The 18,718-nt window shown below is 64.5% G+C and carries 11 protein-coding genes, 4 tRNA genes and 1 pseudogene; 15 read left to right on the top strand and 1 reads right to left on the bottom strand.

Translation table 11 applies throughout. The features are described 5' to 3' along the window. Window positions 1–45: 45 nt before the first annotated feature. Window positions 46–801 (bottom strand): proteasome-type protease, encoded by a 756-nt coding sequence (locus tag AC3WUM_RS19890; protein WP_492412430.1) that lies wholly within the window; start codon window positions 799–801, stop codon window positions 46–48. A gap of 147 nt (window positions 802–948) precedes the next feature. Between AC3WUM_RS19890 and AC3WUM_RS19885 the strand changes: the two genes are divergently transcribed. From AC3WUM_RS19885 to rpoC, 15 genes and pseudogenes are all read left to right on the top strand, one after another. After that, complete coding sequence (locus tag AC3WUM_RS19885) at window positions 949–1,842, top strand: alpha/beta fold hydrolase (protein ID WP_492412429.1); 894 nt, start codon at window positions 949–951, stop codon at window positions 1,840–1,842. 13 nt (window positions 1,843–1,855) lie between these two features. Next, a complete protein-coding gene (hrpB, locus tag AC3WUM_RS19880) occupies window positions 1,856–4,312 on the top strand; it encodes an ATP-dependent helicase HrpB (RefSeq protein ID WP_492412530.1) in 2,457 nt (818 codons plus the stop codon). 118 nt (window positions 4,313–4,430) lie between these two features. After that, a tRNA-Tyr gene (locus AC3WUM_RS19875) sits at window positions 4,431–4,516 on the top strand. A 7-nt stretch (window positions 4,517–4,523) separates the two neighbouring features. Beyond that, window positions 4,524–4,597 (top strand) — tRNA-Gly (locus tag AC3WUM_RS19870). Between the two features lie 36 nt (window positions 4,598–4,633). After that, window positions 4,634–4,709 (top strand) — tRNA-Thr (locus tag AC3WUM_RS19865). A gap of 189 nt (window positions 4,710–4,898) precedes the next feature. Further along, on the top strand, window positions 4,899–6,101 hold the full coding sequence (gene tuf, locus AC3WUM_RS19860) for an elongation factor Tu (protein ID WP_492412409.1): 1,203 nt from the start codon (window positions 4,899–4,901) through the stop codon (window positions 6,099–6,101). A 127-nt stretch (window positions 6,102–6,228) separates the two neighbouring features. After that, window positions 6,229–6,304, top strand: a tRNA-Trp gene (locus AC3WUM_RS19855). 59 nt (window positions 6,305–6,363) lie between these two features. Further along, complete coding sequence (secE, locus tag AC3WUM_RS19850; protein WP_492412427.1) at window positions 6,364–6,744, top strand: preprotein translocase subunit SecE; 381 nt, start codon at window positions 6,364–6,366, stop codon at window positions 6,742–6,744. Between the two features lie 3 nt (window positions 6,745–6,747). Next, entirely contained in the window at window positions 6,748–7,281 is a 534-nt protein-coding gene (nusG, locus tag AC3WUM_RS19845) for a transcription termination/antitermination protein NusG (RefSeq protein WP_007185027.1), read from the top strand. Between the two features lie 204 nt (window positions 7,282–7,485). Continuing rightward, a complete protein-coding gene (gene rplK / locus AC3WUM_RS19840; protein WP_492412528.1) occupies window positions 7,486–7,917 on the top strand; it encodes a 50S ribosomal protein L11 in 432 nt (143 codons plus the stop codon). A 3-nt stretch (window positions 7,918–7,920) separates the two neighbouring features. Next, window positions 7,921–8,619 (top strand): 50S ribosomal protein L1, encoded by a 699-nt coding sequence (gene rplA / locus AC3WUM_RS19835; RefSeq protein ID WP_492412425.1) that lies wholly within the window; start codon window positions 7,921–7,923, stop codon window positions 8,617–8,619. Between the two features lie 269 nt (window positions 8,620–8,888). Then, complete coding sequence (rplJ, locus tag AC3WUM_RS19830) at window positions 8,889–9,419, top strand: 50S ribosomal protein L10 (RefSeq protein WP_492412424.1); 531 nt, start codon at window positions 8,889–8,891, stop codon at window positions 9,417–9,419. 61 nt (window positions 9,420–9,480) lie between these two features. Further along, on the top strand, window positions 9,481–9,858 hold the full coding sequence (gene rplL / locus AC3WUM_RS19825) for a 50S ribosomal protein L7/L12 (protein WP_007185031.1): 378 nt from the start codon (window positions 9,481–9,483) through the stop codon (window positions 9,856–9,858). A gap of 307 nt (window positions 9,859–10,165) precedes the next feature. After that, the gene (gene rpoB / locus AC3WUM_RS19820) at window positions 10,166–14,314 is read left to right on the top strand and encodes a DNA-directed RNA polymerase subunit beta (RefSeq protein ID WP_492412422.1); all 4,149 of its coding nucleotides are present in this window, start codon (window positions 10,166–10,168) and stop codon (window positions 14,312–14,314) included. 68 nt (window positions 14,315–14,382) lie between these two features. Beyond that, window positions 14,383–18,483: pseudogene (gene rpoC, locus AC3WUM_RS19815) on the top strand (DNA-directed RNA polymerase subunit beta'); the annotation flags it as partial. Window positions 18,484–18,718: the final 235 nt, after the last annotated feature.

Raw genomic sequence — 18,718 nt, 5'->3', positions numbered from 1 at the left:
CGCTTTGCCCCAATGGCCCTTCGGCTGCAGCCTGGCTTGCCCCGGCTACAGCATCGTCTGCTGCGTGGTCTCCCACTCGAACTTCGGCAGGTCGTCGCGGAACACGCGTTCTAGGCTGTCGGCCCAGGCGCGCTTGAGCGCCGCGTAGTACGGCGTATCGAGGTCCAGGCGCAGGCGATGGGTGATCTTCAGCGCGTTGCGCGGCAGGATCGCCACGTCGAGCGGCGGGCCGACCGTGAGGTTGGACTTCATCGTCGAATCGAGCGAGACCAGCGCGCAGCGCGTGGCGTCCTCGAGCGAGATGTGCGGGCGGATGATGCGGTCGAGGATCGGCTTGCCGTACTTGCTCTCGCCGATCTGCAGGTAGGGCGTCTCGGGCGACACCGAGATGCAGTTGCCCTCGGGGTAAACGAGGTAGAGCGAGGGGTCTTCGCCGAGGATCTGCCCGCCGAGGATCAGGGTGGTGCGGAAGTCGACGTTGCTGTACTGGCCGTACGCGGTCGATTCCTTCTGCGCGCGTACCGACAGGCCGCCGACGTACTCGGCGGCGTCGTACATGTGGCGCACCGTGCGCAGGTTGACCGGCGCATCCGGGTCGGCCAGGTCGCGCTTGATGTTGTTCAGGATCCACTGCGTGGTGGCGAGGTTGCCGGCCGAGAGGATCACGAAGACGCGGTCACCGGCTTCTTCGGTGATGTGCATCTTGTTGTAGGTCCGCACGTCGTCGACGCCCGCGCTCGTGCGGGTGTCTCCGGCGAATACGAGGCCATCGTCCACTTTGATGGCGAGGCAATAGGTCATGAGGTCAGCTTGATGGCGGCGAAGGCGCTCGCGAGCGCACAGTTTATGGGCTAGTCGATTTGCGCGTCATTGCGTTGTCGTGGCTACGCCCTGCAACTGTGCAAATCCTGCGCCACGCATGCACAATCGAAAAAAGTCTTCTTGCACATGAGCTTTCCTGGCCGCACCACCCTGAGCCGTTCCGAATTCCTGACGCTGCGCGGCCTGCGCTATCACGTCCGGCGTTGGTCTACGGCCGACGACCGGCCATCACCCAGGCCGACCCTGTTCCTGCTGCACGGCTGGCTCGACACCTCGGCGACCTTCGAAGACCTGGTCGCCCCGCTGCTGCCCGACTGGCAGGTGCTGTGCCCGGACTGGCGCGGCTTCGGCCTCAGCGAATGGCCGCAGGACGGCTACTGGTTTCCCGATTACGTGGCCGACCTCGACGCCCTGCTCGCGCATTACGCGCCCGAAGGCGCGGTGACGCTGATCGGACACAGCCTCGGCGCGCAGGTGGCGAGCATTTACTCGGGTGTGCGTCCGGCGCGCGTCGAGCGCCTGGTGGTGCTCGACGGCCTGTTCATGCGCGACGACGAGCCCGAGCGCTCGCCCGACCGCATCGGCACCTGGCTCGACCAGCTGCGCAAGCCGCTGGCCGACCCGAGCTACGACAGCTACGAGCAGCTCGCGAGCCGCATCCGCCGGCTGCATTCGCGCATCACGCCCGAGCGCGCGCTGATGGTCGCGCACGGCTGGGGTCGCATTCGCGAGGACGGGCGCATCGGCCTGTGCGCGGACCCCAAGCACCGGCTGCTGTTCCCGACCAGCTACCGGCTCGCCGAATCGAAGGCGGCCTGGAGCCGGATCGCCGCGCGCACCCTGTTCGTCGACGGTGGCCGCTCCGAGCTGCGCGCCCGGCTGACCGCCGAGGACATCGCGAGCCGTCGCGCCTGCTTCCGCGACCGCCACGAAACGGTCATCGAAGATTGTGCGCACATGCTGCATTTTGAGGCGCCCGAGCAGACCGCCCGCCTGATCCGGCAATTCCTGGAAGCCTGAGTTGAAGCGCTCGCTGCCCCAGCTGCCGGCGCTCGAGGCGCTGCCCGGCCTGCGCGCCGCGCTCGCCGCCAAGGGCCTGGCGGTGCTCGCCGCTCCGCCCGGTTCGGGCAAGACCACGGTGCTGCCGCTGGCCCTGCTCGACGAGCCCTGGCTCGCGAACCAGCGCATGCTGATCCTCGAACCGCGTCGGCTCGCGGCGCGGACCGCCGCCGCGCGCATGGCGAGCCTGCTCGGGGAAAAGGTCGGCGAAACCGTGGGCTACCAGGTGCGCTTCGAGCGCCGCGTCGGGCCGAATACGCGCATCGAAGTCATCACCGAAGGCCTGCTCGCGCGCCGGCTGCAGGCCGATCCGGAGCTGCCGGGCGTCGGCCTGATCATCTTCGACGAGTTCCATGAGCGCAGCCTCGACGCCGACCTCGCGCTCGCGCTGAGCTGGGAATCGCGCGAAAGCCTGCGGCCCGAGCTGCGCCTGCTCGTGATGTCGGCCACGCTCGACACGCAGCGCGTCTCGGCGCTGCTCGACGAGGCGCCGGTGGTCGAGGCTGGCGGGCGGCTGTTTCCGGTCGAGATGCGCTATCGGCCGGCCAAGCCCGGCGAGCCGGTCGAGGCGAGCGTCGCCGCCGGCGTGCAGCAGGCGCTGCGCGAGACCGAGGGCGACGTGCTGGCCTTCCTGCCGGGCGGGCGCGAAATCCGGTTCTGCCAGCGCACGCTCGAGGAGCGCCTGGGCGGCGACATCGACCTCCGTCCGCTGTATGGCGAGCTCGACAGCCGTGAGCAGGACCTCGCGCTGGAGCCGTCGCCGGCCGGCCGTCGCAAGGTGATCCTGGCGACCAACATCGCCCAGACCAGCCTGACGGTCGAGGGCGTGACCACCGTCGTCGACGGCGGCCTGGCCCGCGTCGCGCGCTACGACCTCGGCTCGGGCGCCAACGCGCTGCTGACCGAGCGCATCTCGCGCGCTTCAGCCGAGCAGCGCGCCGGCCGCGCCGGACGCCTCGGACCGGGCGTCTGCTACCGGCTCTGGAGCGCCGAGCAGCACGGCCGGCTGCCGGCGCACGACGATCCCGAAATCCTGACCGCGGACATCAGCCGCTTCGCGCTCGAGCTCGCGGCCTGGGGCGTGAGCGATCCGCGTGCCCTGCGCCTGCTCGATTTCCCGCCGCCGGTGGCCTGGCGCGCGGCGCGCGAGCTGCTGACCTCGCTGGCCGCGCTCGACGAGGAGGGTCGGGTGACCGCGCATGGCCGCGAGCTCGTGCGCCTGCCGGCGAGTCCGCGGCGCGGCCACATGCTGGCCCAGGCCCGCGCGCTCGGGCTCGAGACGGTCGCCGCCTGGACTTCGGCCGTGCTCGACGAGCGCGGCGGCGGCCAGCTCGATCTGGCCCGCACGGTCTGCGATTTCGCGCTCGGCCGCGTGCCCGATGCGGCCGCCCTGCGCCGGGTTCGCGACGCAGTGCGCCAACTGCTGCGCGGTGATCCGCCGCGCGCGTCCTTCGACGAGGATGAGGTCGGCCGCGTGCTTGCGATGGGCTATCCGGAGCGCATCGCGCGCCGGCGCGAGGGCGGGCGCGGCGTTTATTTGTGTGCCGACGGCTCCGAAGCCCGGCTGCCCGAATACGACGCGCTCGCCCAGCAAGCCTGGCTCGCGATCGCGCACTGGGATCCGGGCCCGCCGCGCAAGGTGCGTTCGGCCGCCCGGCTCGTCGAAGCGAGCCTGCTCAAGGATTTCGCCGCCCAGCTCGCCTGGCGCCGCGTGGTGCGCTGGGATGCGGCGAGCGAAACCGTGCAGTCCGAGGAGCAGCGCGGCATCGGAGCGATCGTGTTCGAGCGGCGCCCGCTGAAGGCCCCGGCCGAGGCGGCGCGTGCCGCGATGGTCGCCGGACTGCGTTCGCTTGGCGTCGGCGTGCTGCCGTGGACCGAAGGCGCCCGCCAATGGCAGGCGCGCGTGCTGTCGCTGCGGCGCTGGCGCCCCGAAGACGGCTGGCCCGACGTTTCCGACGAGGCGCTCGCCGACACGCTCGAAACCTGGCTCGGGCCGCATCTGGACGGCGTGACTCGGCGTGATCACCTGTCGCGGCTCGATCTGCACGAGATCCTCGCCGGTCAGCTCGATTACGCCCGCCAGCAGACCCTGGCCCGGCTCGCCCCAAGCCACCTGGGCGTGCCGAGCGGCTCGCGCATCGCCCTCGACTATGCGGCCGACGGTGCCCCGCCGGTGCTCGCGGTCAAGCTGCAGGAACTGTTCGGGGCGACGCGCACCCCGGCGGTCGATGACGGCCGCATGCCGGTGATGCTGCATCTGCTGTCGCCGGGGCGCCGGCCGATCCAGGTCACCCAGGACCTCGCGGGCTTCTGGGCGCGCACCTACGCCGAGGTCAAGAAGGAGCTCAAGGGCCGCTATCCGAAGCACCCCTGGCCTGACGATCCGCTGCAGGCTCCGCCGACCGCACGCGCCAAGCCGCGCACCTGGTAGCAAAAACTTAATGAAAAACTTGCCTGGAGACGGTGATTTCTGCTTGACGAGGGCAGGTTCGGTCACGAGAATACGCGGCTCGTTTAGGGGCCGGGTCGTGAGACTCTTGCCCTTGCGCGGAGGGATACTCAAGTGGCCAACGAGGGCAGACTGTAAATCTGCTGACTTACGTCTACGAAGGTTCGAATCCTTCTCCCTCCACCAAGTTTCTGCGGGAGTAGTTCAATGGTAGAACTTCAGCCTTCCAAGCTGATCACGCGGGTTCGATTCCCGTCTCCCGCTCCATTGTTCGTCCGTCAGTAACGAAAAGCTGAACAGTTTGCCCCCGTAGCTCAGTCGGTAGAGCACACCCTTGGTAAGGGTGAGGTCGGAGGTTCGATTCCTCTCGTGGGCACCAATTCAAGGAAGTCGGAGTGACGGTTCGAGAGGAATCGAAGCTCCGGCCTCCAAGAGATGATCGGTAATGAATGTCCGATTCCTCTCGTGGGTGCCGCTTCATTTTTCAGGTGACCGGTATTCGGTCACCCCGTTGCAATTGCTTCTTTAACAGCTTCTTGTCCTAAATCTAAAGGTCCGGAGTACTCAGATGGGTAAGGAAAAATTCGAACGCGCGAAGCCGCACGTGAACGTGGGGACGATTGGTCACGTTGACCACGGCAAGACGACGACGACGGCGGCGCTGACGAAGATTTCGTCGGACAAGTACGGCAAGACGAAGTACGTCGCGTACGACGAGGTTGCGAAGGCGTCGGAATCGCAGGGACGTCGTGACAGCACGAAGATTCTGACGATTGCGACGTCGCACGTGGAATACGAAACCGACACGCGCCACTACGCGCACGTGGACTGCCCGGGCCACGCGGACTACGTGAAGAACATGATCACGGGTGCGGCGCAGATGGACGGCGCGATCCTGGTGGTGTCGGCGGTGGACGGCCCGATGCCGCAGACGCGCGAGCACGTGCTGCTGGCCAAGCAGGTGAACGTGCCGAAGGTCGTGGTGTGGCTGAACAAGTGCGACCTCGTGGAAGACCCCGAGCTGCTCGAACTGGTCGAAATGGAAGTGCGCGACCTGCTGAGCAAGTACGGCTTCCCGGGCGACGACACCCCGATCATCCGCGGCAGCGCCACCAAGGCGATTGCCGGCGAGAAGGAGTGGGTGGACAAGGTTGAAGAGCTGTACAAGGCGCTGGATACCTACATTCCGGAGCCGGAGCGCGAGACGGACAAGCCGTTCCTGCTGCCGGTGGAAGACGTGTTCTCGATCTCGGGCCGCGGCACGGTGGCCACGGGCCGTATTGAACGCGGTGTCGTGAAGGTGGGTGAGACGGTGGAAATCGTCGGCATCCGCCCGACGGCGACGACGACGATCACGGGCGTCGAAATGTTCCGCAAGCTGCTGGACCAGGGCCAGGCGGGCGACAATGTCGGCCTGCTGCTGCGCGGCACGAAGAAGGAAGACATCGAGCGCGGCCAGGTGCTGTGCAAGCCGGGCTCGATCAAGCCGCACTCGAAGTTCGAAGGCGAGCTGTACGTGCTGACGAAGGAAGAGGGTGGTCGTCACACGCCGTTCTTCAAGGGCTATCGTCCGCAGTTCTACTTCCGCACGACGGACGTGACGGGCTCGGTGGAGTTGCCGGCGGGCACGGAGATGGTGATGCCGGGCGACAACATCAAGGTGTCGGTTGAGCTGATCAACCCGATTGCGATGGAAGAGCAGGTTCGCTTCGCGATTCGCGAAGGCGGCCGCACCGTCGGCGCCGGCGTCGTCACCAAGATCCTGGCTTAAGAAACTGACAAGGCCGGGCCTTCGCAAGAGGGCCCGGCCCTTGTGTTTTTCGCCGGCCTTTGATTTTTGCTGGACGGGCACGTAAACTCCGCGCCCCTTTTGAAAGTGCCGAGTTCAGTTCGCCTGCAGGGGCGTAGCTCAATTGGTAGAGCGTCGGTCTCCAAAACCGAAGGCTGGGGGTTCGAGACCCTCCGCCCCTGCCATCTGGACTTTGACAGCACAACAAGCCCGCAAGGGCAGTGAGACGGACGTTCGGACGTTCATGGAACCCCAGATCGAATCACCCAGTTCTTCGCGCTACGACAGCCTGCTGCTGCTGGCGTCTGTCGTCCTGCTCGTGGGCGGGATGTTCGCGTTCTACTGGTTCAACGGCAGCATCAACGCCGCCCTGCGCATGCTGATGCTGATCGCGGCGCTCGGCGCTGCGGTCGCGATCGCCTACCAGACCCAGCTCGGCCGCGAACTCTGGGGCTACGTCATCGGTGCGCGCTCCGAGCTGCGCAAGGTGGTCTGGCCGAGCCGTCAGGAAGCCCTGCAGTCCACGCTGATGATCGCGGTGGTCGTTCTGGTCATGTCGCTGCTGCTCTGGGGCCTCGATTCCTTTTTGCTGTTCGGCGTCAAATCGCTGACTGGCCGGGGCTGATCTATGAGCATGCGCTGGTACGTGGTTCACGCCTATTCGCAGTACGAGAACAGCGTCAAGAAGGCGATGGTCGAGCGTATCGCTCGCGCCGGCCTGCAGGACAAGTTCGGCGACATCCTGGTGCCGACCGAAGAGGTCGTCGAAATCAAGGATGGCGTCAAGCGCACCACCGAGCGCAAGTTCTTCCCGGGCTACGTGCTCGTGCAGATGGAGATGGCCGAGGAAACCTGGCATCTCGTCAAGAACACGCCGAAGGTGCTCGGCTTCATCGGTGGCACGCCGGACAAGCCGGCGCCGATCTCCGAGAAGGAAGCCAACCAGATTCTCAACCGCGTCGAAGAGGCGGTCGAAAAACCCAAGCCCAAGACGCTCTACGAGCCGGGCGAGTCGGTGCGCGTCACCGATGGTCCGTTCGCCGATTTCAACGGCGTGGTCGAGGAAGTCAATTACGAGAAGAACCGCCTGCGTGTGGCCGTTCTGATCTTCGGCCGGTCGACGCCGGTCGAGCTGGAATTCTCTCAGGTCGAAAAGGGCTGAGCCGGGGTTGTGCCGGATTGCCTTGAATGGCAATCCGGCCCGGCGAAGGTCCGGCCACGGATGGCCGGGCGGGAACATCGAACCAAGGACGGTTGTTGTTGAGCTGCACTGGTTTCAGGCGGAAATGGCGAAGCCGTTTCCATGGAAGTCAACCGGGGAGCCCGCGGCGAGAGCCCAAGGCGCTACCACCCACCAGGAGTCGTCATGGCCAAGAAAGTACAAGGCTACGTCAAGCTGCAAATTCCGGCCGGCAAGGCCAACCCCTCGCCGCCGATCGGTCCCGCCCTCGGTCAGCAGGGCGTGAACATCATGGGTTTCTGCAAAGAGTTCAACGCTGCGACGCAGAAGCTCGAGCCCGGCATGCCGATCCCGGTCGTGATCACGGTCTACACCGACCGTTCCTTCACCTTCATCATGAAGACGCCGCCGGCGACCTATCTGATCAAGAAGGCCGTGGGCATCGAGTCCGGTTCGCCGACTCCGCACACCAAGAAGGTGGGCAAGATCAAGAAGGCGCAGCTCGAGGAGATCGCCAAGGTCAAGTGGCCGGATCTCAACGCCGCCGACATGACCGCCGCGATCAAGATCATCGCCGGCTCTGCCCGTTCCATGGGCGTTGAAGTGGAAGGGGTCTAAGCCATGGCAATCAAGCTCACCAAGCGCGAAAAGCTGTTCGCCTCCAAGGTCCAGGAAGGCAAGACCTATACGCTCGACCAGGCGCTCGATCTCGTGAAGGCCTGCTCGACTGCCAAGTTCAAGGAATCGGTCGACCTGTCGATCAACCTCGGCATCGACGCCAAGAAGTCCGACCAGAACGTGCGTGGTTCCACGGTGCTGCCGCACGGTAACGGCAAGTCGGTCCGCGTCGCCGTGTTCACCCAGGGCGCCAAGGCTGCAGAAGCCACCGCCGCGGGCGCCGACGCCGTCGGTATGGACGACCTCGCCGCCGCGATGAAGGGTGGCGATCTGAACTATCAGGTCGTCATCGCCAGCCCGGACGCGATGCGCGTCGTCGGTCAGCTCGGTCAGGTGCTCGGCCCGCGTGGCCTGATGCCGAACCCGAAGACCGGCACCGTGACGCCGAACGTCGCCGAAGCGGTCAAGAACGCCAAGGCCGGTATGGCCAAGTTCCGTACCGACAAGGCCGGCATCGTGCATTGCTCGATCGGCAGCGCGAACTTCGACAAGGACAAGATCCTCGACAACCTCGTCGCAGTGGTCCGTGACATTCGCAAGCAGAAGCCGTCGTCGTCCAAGGGCGTGTACATCAAGAAGGTCACGCTCTCGACCACGATGGGCCCCGGCATCCGCGTCGACGTCTCGTCGCTGCCGGAATGATTTTTCGTGAGGGGTGAAGCGTGAGGAATGAGGCGTCTGCTGTTGCGCCTCAGGCCTCGCTGCTTCCTCCTCACGGTGTAAAGACTTTGAAGTGTGGCGAAAGCCGCATCGTCGAAGACCGTCAGTGCCGCAAGGATTAAAGCTCGCAAGAGCGCTCACGTAGACGGTGCACCGAAGCGAAAGCCGACGGCACCGGAGCTGTACAGGTTGGGCAAAGCCTTCGGGCCGCGCCCGTGTCGTCTCAACGTAGCACCAGGAGCAATGTACCGATGGCTCTCAGGCTGGAAGACAAGAAAGCCCTGGTTGCGGAAGTGAATGAAGTGGCGAGCCGCGCGCTCTCGGCTGTTGCAGCCGAGTACCGTGGCCTGACCGCCGTGAAGTTCGATGCCCTGCGCAGCAAGGCCCGCGAAAGCGGCGTCTATCTGCACGTGGTGAAGAACACGCTGGCGGCGCGCGCCGTGAAGGGCACCGAGTTCGAGTGCCTGGAACCCGCGCTGACCGGTCCGCTCGTTCTCGGTTTCTCCCTCGAGGATCCGGGTTCGGTCGGCCGCGTCATCAAGGATTTCGCCAAGGACAACGACAAGCTCGTGGTCAAGGCCATCGCGGTCGGCGGCGCCCTGTATGGCGCCAAGGACATCGATCGCCTCGCCAATCTGCCGACCAAGGAGCAGGCCCTGGGCCAGCTCGCCGGTCTGCTGCTGGCACCGATCACGCAGTTCGTGCGTACCCTTTCGGAGCCTACTGCCAAGTTCGTGCGCACGGTCCAGGCCGTCGCCGACAAGCAGAAAGAAGCCGCTTAAGTTCGCTGAAGCAAACAACGCTTTCGCTTAAATCACACTTTTACGATTCACGGAGTCAAACATGTCGCTTAGCAATCAGGAAATCCTGGACGCGATCGCCGCCAAGTCCGTCATGGACATCGTCGAGCTGGTCAAGGCCATGGAAGAGAAGTTCGGCGTTTCCGCCGCCGCCCCGGTCGCCGTCGCCGCTGGCCCGGCTGCTGCCGCTGCCGCCCCGGTCGAAGAGAAGACCGAGTTCACCGTCGTTCTCGCTGCGTTCGGCGAGAAGAAGGTCGAAGTCATCAAGGTGGTTCGCGAGATCACCGGCCTGGGCCTCAAGGAAGCCAAGGACCTCGTCGAAGGCGCTCCGCAGACCGTCAAGGACGGTGTGCCGAAGGCCGACGCCGAAGCCATCAAGAAGAAGCTCGAAGCTGCCGGCGCCAAGGTCGACATCAAGTAGCGCGAATTTCTCGCCGCGCCGCGTAGCAGCGCCGGGAAATTCGCGCCCTCTCAGAGCCCAGCACGGTTTCTTAACGCAGCTTCTAAGTACGGCGAGGAATTCAAGGAACTTAGTTCGAATTGACGCATCAGTTTCACAAGTAGTTCGGCAAAAGGCTGGGAGCCAAAAGCTCCCGGCCTTTCGCCGCTTTGAGAATTCAACGCAATGGACTGCGGCGCAGTACCCGCGCTTTCTGCCCATCGCATTGAATTTTCAGTCTGTTTTTTCCACGGCCCGCTTGCCCGGCGGGCCTTGAGACGAGGTAACGATGGCTTACACGTTTACTGCCAAAAAGCGCATCCGCAAGGATTTCAGCAAGCTCACCGACACGCTGGACATTCCGTTTTTGCTCGCCACGCAGATCGATTCCTACCGTGAGTTCCTGCAGGCGGACACGCCGCACGGCAAGCGCAAGGAAGTGGGCCTGCACGCCGCGTTCAAGTCGGTGTTCCCGATGTCGAGCTACAACGGTGGCGCGACGCTGGAGTACGTGAAGTACCGTCTCGACGAGCCGGTGTTCGAGGAAGTCGAGTGCCGCGTGCGTGGCCTGACCTTCGCCTCGCCGCTCAAGGTGACCGTGCGCCTGGTGATCTTCGATCGCGAATCGAAGGAAAAGCGCATCAAGGACGTGCGTGAGCAGGAGGTCTATCTCGGCGAAGTGCCGCTGATGACCGACAACGGCACCTTCATCATCAACGGCACCGAGCGCGTCGTCGTCTCGCAGCTGCACCGCTCGCCGGGCGTGTTCTTCGACCACGACAAGGGCAAGACGCACAGCTCGGGCAAGCTGCTCTACAGCGCCCGCATCATTCCGTACCGCGGCTCCTGGCTGGACTTCGAGTTCGATCCGAAGGACAACCTGTTCGTGCGTATCGACCGTCGCCGCAAGCTGCCGGCGACCATCCTCATGCGCGCGCTCGGTTACGACAACCAGCAGATGCTCGAGATCTTCCACGACCTCAATAGCTTCCAGCTGCAGGATTCGGGCGCCCTGTGGGAACTCGTGCCGGAACGCCTCAAGGGCGAGAAGGCGCAGTTCGACATCACCGACGGCAAGAAGGTGCTCGTCGAGGCCGGCAAGCCGATCACGGCCCGCCACATCAAGATGATCCGCGAAGCCAAGATCGCGCATCTGGAAGTGCCGGACAGCTACCTCGCGGGCCGCATCCTGGCGCGCGACATCATCGACACCAAGACCGGCGAACTGATCGCCCCGGCCAACACCGAAGTGACCGAGGCGCTGCTGCCGAAGCTGCGCGCCGCCGGCATCAAGGAGCTGCCGACGCTGTACGTCAACGACCTCGACAAGGGGCCGTACGTCAGCACCACGCTCAACATCGATCCGACGCGCAGCAAGCTCGAGGCGCTGGTCGAGATCTATCGCATGATGCGTCCCGGCGAGCCGCCGACCAAGGAGGCCGCCGAGGCGCTGTTCGAAGGCCTGTTCTTCGCGCCCGAGAAGTACGACCTGTCGTCGGTCGGCCGCATGAAGTTCAACCGCCGCCTGCGCCGCGACGCCACCACCGGCTCGGGCATTCTCTACGACGGCAAGTACTTCGAAATCCTCAAGAGCGAAGCCGCCAAGGAACTCGTCGCCAAGTACGGCCCGGATTTCTCCGACATCGTCGACGTGATGAAGCAGATCATCGCGATCCGCAACGGCGAAGACGTGACCGACGACATCGATCACCTCGGCAACCGTCGTATTCGCGCGGTCGGTGAAATGACCGAGAACGTGTTCCGCACGGGTCTCGTGCGCGTCGAGCGCGCCGTGCGCGAGCGCCTGGCGCTCGCCGAAGCCGAAAACCTCACGCCGCAGGATCTGATCAACGCCAAGCCGGTCGGCGCCGCGATCAAGGAGTTCTTCGGCTCGTCGCAGCTGTCGCAGTTCATGGACCAGAACAACCCGCTGTCCGAGATCACGCACAAGCGTCGCGTCTCGGCCCTCGGCCCGGGTGGTCTGACGCGTGAGCGCGCCGGCTTCGAAGTCCGCGACGTGCACCCGACCCACTACGGCCGCGTCTGCCCGATCGAAACGCCGGAAGGTCCGAACATCGGTCTGATCAACTCGCTGGCCTGCTACGCGCGCACCAACGACTACGGCTTCCTCGAGACGCCGTATCGCAAGGTCATCGACGGCAAGGTGTCCGACGAAATCGACTACCTGTCGGCGATCGAAGAAGGCCGCTACGTGATCGCGCAGGCGAACTCCGATCTCGACGCCAAGGGCGCGTTCAAGGCCGAGCTGATCAGCTGCCGTTTCCAGAACGAATTCACGCTGATGACGCCCGACAAGGTCCAGTACATGGACGTGTCGCCGCGCCAGATCGTGTCGGTGGCTGCCGCGCTGATTCCGTTCCTCGAGCACGACGACGCCAACCGCGCGCTGATGGGCTCGAACATGCAGCGCCAGGCGGTGCCGACGCTGCGCAGCGAGAAGCCGCTGGTCGGCACCGGCGTCGAACGCCGCGTGGCGATCGACTCGGGCAACGCCATCGTCGCCAAGCGCGGCGGCGTGGTCGACAAGTGCGATGCGGCGCGCGTGGTCATTCGCGTCAACGACGACGAAACCGTCGCCGGTGAGGCGGGCGTCGACATCTACAACTTCGTCAAGTACACGCGCAGCAACCAGAACACCTGCATCAACCAGCGTCCGCTCGTGAAGCCGGGTGACGTGGTCGCTCGCGGCGACGTGCTGGCCGACGGTCCGTCGACCGATCTCGGCGAGCTCGCGCTGGGCCAGAACATGCTCATCGCGTTCATGCCCTGGAACGGCTACAACTTCGAAGACTCGATCCTGATCTCGGAGCGCGTCGTCGAGGAAGATCGTTTCACCACGATCCACATCGAAGAACTCACCTGCGTCGCGCGTGAAACCAAGCTCGGTCCGGAAGAAATCACCTCCGACATCCCGAACGTCAACGAGCAGGCCCTGCGCAAGCTCGACGAGAGCGGCATCGTCTACATCGGCGCCGAAGTGAAGGCCGGCGACATCCTGGTCGGCAAGGTCACGCCCAAGGGCGAGACCCAGCTGACGCCCGAAGAAAAGCTGCTGCGCGCGATCTTCGGCGAGAAGGCTTCGGACGTGAAGGACACCGGCCTGCGCGTTCCGGCCGGCATGGATGGCACCGTCATCGACGTGCGCGTGTTCACGCGTGAAGGCGTCAAGAAGGACAAGCGTGCGCTGTCGATCGAAGAGAGCGAGCTGATGGCGGTCCGCAAGGACTTGCATGACCAGCAGCGCATCTTCGAAGACGACATCTACGATCGTCTGAACCGCATCCTGATGGGCAAGGTCGCCGATGGCGGCCCGAACAAGCTCAAGAAGGGCGCCAAGATCGACGCCGAGTACCTTTCCAGCGTCGAGCGCGACAAGTGGTTCGAGATCCGCCTGCAGGACGAGGACGCGCAGAGCCAGCTCGAAGCGGCCGCCAAGCAGCTCAAGGATCAGCGCGCCTACTTCGACGCCCGCTACGAGAACAAGAAGCGCAAGATCCAGGCGGGCGACGAGCTCAGCCCGGGCGTGCTCAAGATGGTCAAGGTGTATCTGGCCGTGAAGCGCCGCATCCAGCCGGGCGACAAGATGGCCGGTCGCCACGGTAACAAGGGCGTGATCTCGCAGATCGTGCCGGTGGAAGACATGCCGCACATGGCCGACGGTACGCCGGTCGACATCGTGCTGAACCCGCTGGGCGTGCCGTCGCGCATGAACATCGGCCAGCTGCTCGAAGTGCATCTGGGCTGGGCCGCCAAGGGCATCGGCAAGAAGATCAACCAGATGATCGAGCAGCAGAAGGCCGTCGGCGAAGTGCGCAAGTTCCTCGACAAGGTCTACAACGCCGGTCGCACGACCAAGAAGGAAGACCTGTCGCAGTTCAGCGACGCCGAAATCGTCACGCTCGCGAAGAACCTGATCCATGGTCTGCCGGTGGCAACGCCGGTGTTCGACGGCGCGGCCGAAGAAGAGATCAAGGAGCTGCTCGAACTCGCGGGTCTGCCGCGTACCGGCCAGGCCCAGCTGTACGACGGCCGCACCGGCGATGCGTTCTCGCGCGAGATCACGGTGGGCTACATGTACATGCTCAAGCTCAACCACCTCGTCGACGACAAGATGCACGCGCGTTCGACCGGTCCGTACTCGCTCGTCACGCAGCAGCCGCTGGGTGGCAAGGCGCAGTTCGGCGGCCAGCGCTTCGGTGAGATGGAAGTCTGGGCGCTCGAAGCCTACGGCGCGGCCTACACGCTGCAGGAAATGCTGACCGTGAAGTCCGACGACACCAACGGCCGTACGCGCATGTACAAGGCGATCGTCGATGGCGATCACCGCATGCACGCGGGCATGCCGGAATCCTTCAACGTGCTCGTGAAGGAAATCCGTTCGATCGGTCTGAACATCGAGCTGGAACAGAATCAGTAGCGGTGGTTTGGCCTGCGGCGTTCAACGCCGCAGGCGCTTCGAATCCAAACCACATTTAGGAGTTAAAGATGAAAGAGCTTTTCAATCTGCTGAAGGCGCCGACCGAGGAATTCGAGGATTTCGACGCCATCAAGATCGGCCTCTCCTCGCCGGAAGTGATCCGTTCGTGGTCGTACGGCGAAGTGAAGAAGCCGGAGACCATCAACTACCGCACGTTCAAGCCCGAGCGTGACGGCCTGTTCTGCGCCAAAATCTTCGGACCGATCAAGGATTACGAGTGCTTGTGCGGCAAGTACAAGCGCCTCAAGCACCGCGGCGTGGTCTGCGAAAAGTGCGGCGTCGAAGTCACCGTCGCCAAGGTTCGCCGCGAGCGCATGGGTCACATCGACCTGGCTTCGCCGGTCGCCCACATCTGGTTCCTGAAGTCGCTGCCGAGCCGCATCGGCCTGCTGCTCGACATGCCGCTGCGCGCGATCGAGCGCGTGCTGTATTTCGAAGCGCACATCGTCGTCGACCCGGGCCTCACCCCGCTCGAAAAGGGCGTGCTGCTGACCGAAGAGGAATACCTCGATTCGATCGAGAAGTACGGCGATGAATTCGATGCCCGCATGGGCGCCGAGGCCGTGCACGATCTGCTCAAGGCGATCGACCTGCAGAAGGAAGCGGTGCGCCTGCGCGAAGAACTCGCCGGCACCAGCTCCGAAACCAAGATCAAGAAGCTCGGCAAGCGCCTCAAGCTGATCGAGTACTTCATCGCCTCGAACAACCGTCCCGAATGGATGGTGCTGACGGTGCTGCCGGTGCTGCCGCCGGACCTGCGTCCGCTGGTGCCGCTCGACGGCGGCCGCTTCGCGACGTCGGATCTCAACGATCTGTACCGCCGCGTCATCAACCGCAACAACCGCCTGAAGCGTCTGCTCGAGCTGACCGCGCCGGACATCATCGTGCGCAACGAAAAGCGCATGCTGCAGGAATCGGTCGATGCGCTGATCGACAACGGCCGCCGTGGCCGTGCGATCACCGGCACCAACAAGCGCCCGCTCAAGTCGCTCGCCGACATGATCAAGGGCAAGCAGGGGCGCTTCCGCCAGAACCTGCTCGGCAAGCGCGTCGACTACTCCGGCCGTTCGGTCATCGTGGTCGGCCCGACGCTGAAGCTGCACCAGTGCGGCCTGCCGAAGAAGATGGCGCTCGAGCTGTTCAAGCCGTTCGTGTTCAGCCTGCTGCAGCGCAAGGGCCTGGCAACCACGATCAAGGCCGCCAAGAAGATGGTGGAGCGCGAAGAAGCCGCCGTTTGGGATTGCCTCGAAGAGTGCATCCGCGAACATCCGGTGCTGCTGAACCGCGCGCCGACGCTGCACCGTCTGGGCATCCAGGCGTTCGAGCCGATCCTCATCGAAGGCAAGGCGATCAACCTGCATCCGCTCGTCTGCACGGCGTTCAACGCCGACTTCGACGGTGACCAGATGGCCGTGCACGTTCCGCTGTCGCTCGAAGCGCAGCTCGAAGCGCGCGTGCTGATGATGGCGTCGAACAACATCCTGTCGCCGGCATCGGGCGACCCGATCATCGTGCCGTCGCAGGACGTCGTGCTCGGTCTGTACTGGATGACGCGTGAGCGCATCGGTGCGGACGGCGAAGGCATGAAGTTCTCGGACGTGGGCGAAGTGCATCGCGCCTACGAATCCAAGCAGCTGCACCTGCAGGCCAAGATCAGCGTGCGCCTGCCCGACGTCACCGAGAGCGGCGAGCGCATCTTCCACCGTGTCGAAACGACCACGGGCCGTGCGCTGCTGTCCGAGATCCTGCCGTCGACGATTCCGTTCTCCGTCATCAACAAGACGATGACGAAGAAGGAAGTGTCGCGCGTGATCAACTACGTGTACCGCAAGGCCGGCACCAAGGACACCGTGGTGTTCGCCGACCAGCTCATGTACACGGGCTTCCGCATGTCGACGCGCGCGGGCATCAGCTTCTGTCTCGACGACATCATCATCCCGGAGGAGAAGGCCAAGATCCTGGCCGCTGCCGAGGCCAAGGTGATGGAAGTCGAGCGCGAATACGCCGAAGGTCTGACCACGCAGCAGGAACGCAAGAACCGCGTGATCGACCACTGGTCGCGTGCGAACGACGACATCTCCAAAGCGATGATGGTGCGGATCGGCAAAGAGAAGTCGATCGGCAAGGACGGCAAGGAGATCGAGCAGCCCTCGTTCAACTCCGTGTTCATGATGGCCGACTCGGGCGCTCGTGGTAGCCAGGCGCAGATCCGTCAGCTCGCCGGCATGCGCGGCCTGATGGCCAAGCCGGACGGCTCGATCATCGAGAACCCGATCACGGCGAACTTCCGCGAAGGCCTCAACGTTCTGCAGTACTTCATCTCGACCCACGGTGCTCGTAAGGGCCTGGCCGATACCGCGCTCAAGACCGCGAACTCGGGTTACCTGACGCGTCGTCTCGTCGACGTGGCGCAGGACGTGGTCGTAACCGCCGAGGACTGCGGCACCGACCAGGGTCTGCTGATGATGCCGATCGTGGAAGGTGGCGACGTGCTCGAGCCGCTGCGCGATCGCGTGCTCGGCCGCGTGACCTTGCGCGATGCCTACCGCCCCGGCGGCGAAGACGTGGTGGTTCCGTCCGGCACGCTGATCGACGAAAAGTGGGCCGAAACGCTCGAGCGCAACAGCGTCGACGAAATGTGGGTGCGTTCGCCGATCACCTGCGAACTGCCGTTCGGCATCTGCGCCAAGTGCTACGGCCGCGATCTGGCCCGTGGCCACCGCGTGAACATCGGCGAAGCGGTGGGCGTCATCGCCGCGCAGTCGATCGGCGAGCCCGGCACGCAGCTGACCATGCGTACCTTCCACGTCGGTGGTGCGGCCAACCGTGGCGCGTCCAACGACGGCGTCGATGCGCGTGCGGCCGGTACGGCGCGCGTGCACAACCTCAAGACCGTGCGTAACAAGGACGGCAACCTCGTCGCCGTGTCGCGTTCGGGTGAAATCGGCGTGGTCGCGGCCGACGGCCGCGAGCGCGAGCGCTACAAGATTCCGTACGGCGCCGTGATCATCGCCAACGATGGCGATGAGGTGAAGGCCGGCCAGCGCCTGGCCAAGTGGGATCCGCACACCCACCCGATCGTCACCGAGCTCGCCGGCTTCGTGAAGTTCCAGGACTTCGAAGAAGGCGTGACGGTGCAGCGCGAGTCCGACCCGATCACGGGCTTGTCGAACCTCGTGGTCACCGAAGCGCGTTCGCGTGGTTCCGCTGGTAAGGACTTGCGTCCCTTGCTGATGCTCGTCGACGCCAAGGGCAAGCAGCTGAACTTCCCGGGCACCGACATTCCGGCCAGCTACACGCTGCCGCCGAAGGCCGTCATCAGCTCGGAAGACGGTGGCGAAGTGAAGGTCGGCGACGTCGTCGCCCGCATCCCGCAGGAAACCTCGAAGACCCGCGACATCACCGGCGGTTTGCCGCGCGTCGCCGACTTGTTCGAAGCGCGCAAGCCCAAGGAACCGGCGGTTCTCGCCGAGGCCTCCGGTACCATCAAGTTCGGTGCCGGCACCAAGGGCAAGCAGCGCATCAAGATCGTCCAGGCCAACGGCGACGAAGTCGAGCTGCTGGTGCCGAAGTGGGTCGAAATCCGCGTGTTCGAAGGTGAACACGTGGAGAAGGGCGAAATCATGTCCGACGGCGAGCCGAGCCCGCACGACATCCTGCGCCTCCAGGGTGTGACCGCGCTGGCGAATTACCTCGTCAAGGAAATCCAGGACGTGTATCGCCTGCAGGGCGTGCGCATCAACGACAAGCACATCGAAGTCATCATCCGTCAGATGCTGCGCAAGGTGGAGATCGCCGAAACCGGTGACAGCCGCTTCCTGCAAGGCGAACAGGCGGAAATCTTCCACGTGCTCGCCGAGAACAAGCGCCTCAAGGGCAACAACGAGCGTGGCGCGCAGTTCTATCGCCAGCTGCTGGGCATCACCAAGGCCTCGCTGTCGACCGAAAGCTTCATCTCGGCCGCCTCGTTCCAGGAAACCACCCGCGTGCTCACCGAAGCCTCGGTGCGCGGCTCACGCGACGAACTCCGCGGTTTGAAGGAGAACGTCATCGTCGGCCGTCTGATCCCGGCCGGTACGGGCCTGGCGCATCACGAACAGCGTCGTCGCAACCGCGGTGGCAGCTTCCTCGAAGATCTGCAGAAGGTGTCCGCTTCGTCGACGCCGATCAGCGATGTGTTCGAGGCGGTGGGGTCGGAGCGGCGCGTCATCTCCGGTGGGGATGATGATGGTGATGAAGGTGGTAGCGACGAGTAAGTGATTTAAGGGCTTAGTCGCCCGTCAAACAAAAGCCGCGATGCACAAGAGATTGTGCATCGCGGCTTTTTTCTTCTGTTGTGCGTAG

The sequence above is a fragment of the Hydrocarboniphaga sp. FW305-C-57 genome (genome assembly GCF_058783045.1).
The sequence above is the reverse complement of the archived record's forward strand: the minus strand, read 5'-3'. Positions and strand labels throughout refer to the sequence as shown.